This window comes from Streptomyces tricolor, assembly GCF_002155905.1.
Taxonomy (GTDB): domain Bacteria; phylum Actinomycetota; class Actinomycetes; order Streptomycetales; family Streptomycetaceae; genus Streptomyces; species Streptomyces tricolor.
This window is the reverse complement of record NZ_MUMF01000226.1, coordinates 1-1901: the sequence shown is the minus strand read 5'-3', so window position 1 is coordinate 1901 and position 1901 is coordinate 1. Positions and strand designations below refer to the sequence as shown.

Below are 1901 nucleotides of genomic sequence, written 5' to 3'. Positions count from 1 at the left end.
GGCAAGGCACCGGCCCGGCCCCCGCCTCCGGAGCGGACTTCCGGACGCTGATGGCCGGCTTCCCCAGCGGGGTCACCGTCATCACGACCGGCGACGGCGTCACCGGCCCCTCGGGGATGACCTGCTCCGCCGTGTGCAGTGTCACCCCCGAGCCGCCCACGCTGGTCGTCGGCATCCGGGCCGAGAGCCCCACCCTGCTGCGCGTCCTGGACACCGGCCGCTTCGCCGTGAACTTCCTGCACCACCTCGGGCGCGGCACCGCCGAACTCTTCGCCTCCGGCGACCCCGAACGGTTCTCCAGGGTCGCCTGGGACCTGCCGGACGGCGCCGCCGGTCCCCACCTCAACGAGGCCGCCCGCTCCGTCGCCGACTGCACGGTCACCCGCACCGTCCGGGTCGGTGCCCAGCGCATGGTCTTCGGCGAGATCTACGGCATTCGCGAGGTCGAGGACGCCCCTCCGCTGCTGTACGGACTGCGCCGCTACCACGCCTGGCCGTCCACGGCCGGGAACCGGAAGGAGAGCGGCGCCCCGCGGGAGGGAGGGACCGGCAGTGACCACGGCTGACCGGTCCCGCGCGGTACCCCGGGAAGGGGGGCAGTGAGGTGCCCTGGCAGACACTGATCGACGTCACACGGGACGCCCCGGTGCCGCTCACCGCGCAGATCCAGGGCACCATCCGGCAGGAGATCGCCGAGGGCACCCTCCGCCCGGGCGTCCGGCTCCCCTCCAGCCGTCAACTGGCGGAGGACCTGCGCGTCTCCCGCAGCGTGGTCGTGGAGGCGTACGGGCAGCTCATCGCCGAGGGCTACCTGGAGGCCCTGCGCGGCTCCGGAACCTGGATCTCCCAGCACCTGCCCCCCTCCGCCGTCCCCACCCTCCTCGACGACGGCGTCGTCCCCGACGTCCGCTGGGACCTGCGGCCCGGCACCATCGACGGCACGGCCTTCCCCCAGCGTGAATGGCTGGCCGCCTACCAGCAGGCGCTGACCGGCGCCGGCGGCCGCGAACTCGGCTACCCCCCGCTGTCGGGGGCGACCGCCCTGCGCACCGAGCTGGCCGGCTACCTGGGCCGCACCCGGGGCGTGCGCACCACCCCCCGGCAGATCATGGTGACGTCAGGCTTCGCCCAGGTGCTCAGTCTGCTCGGCGCCGCACTGCCCCGGCTCGGCATCGACGCGCTCGGCATGGAGGACCCCTGCCACCACCGGCAGCGGCAGTTCGTCGCCGAGGCCGGACTGCGCGTCCGCTCCGTGCCGGTGGACGAGGACGGCATCGACGTGGACGCGCTGGCCCGCACCGGAGCCCGGGCGGTGCTCGTCACGCCCGCGCACCAGTTCCCCACCGGGGCCACGCTCAGCACCGAGCGCCGGGCGGCCCTGGTCCGATGGGCGGAGGACGTCGACGGCTTCGTCGTCGAAGACGACTACGACGGCGAGCTGTGGTTCGACGAGACGCCCCGGCCGCTCGCCCTGCAGCGGCTCTGCCCGGACCGCGTGCTGTACGCCGGCACCGCGAGCAAATCGCTCTCGCCCGCGCTGAGGCTGGCCTGGATCGCCGTCCCACCCCGCCTGACGAGCCTGCTGGAACAGACGCGGGCCAGGCGGGACCTCGGATCCGAGATCCTCACCCAGCTCGCCTTCACCGAACTGCTCGCCTCCGGCGGCTTCGACCGCCACCTGCGCCGCCGCCGCGCCCGCCTGCGGGCCCGCCGCCTCCTGCTGGAGCGCGCGGTGCGCAACCACCTGCCGGACGCCCGCATCCTCGGCGCGGCCGCCGGGCTGCACGCCTACGTCGAACTGCCCCGGCACGTCGACGAGCCCCGACTCGTCGCCGCCGCGCTGCACCGCTCGGTCCTGGTCCGGGGCGGCGCCCACTTCCGCCACGGCACCCGCCCCGCCC

At 75.2% G+C, this 1901-nt stretch carries 2 protein-coding genes; both read left to right on the top strand.

The window, feature by feature from the left end; genetic code table 11:
* The coding region (locus CCN44_RS17205) for a flavin reductase family protein (RefSeq protein WP_414820502.1) at positions 1-566 on the top strand (566 nt) is incomplete at its 5' end.
* A gap of 38 nt (positions 567-604) precedes the next feature.
* Positions 605-1901 (top strand): MocR-like pyridoxine biosynthesis transcription factor PdxR (pdxR, locus tag CCN44_RS17200; protein WP_107502078.1); only part of this gene is annotated, 1297 nt, incomplete at its 3' end.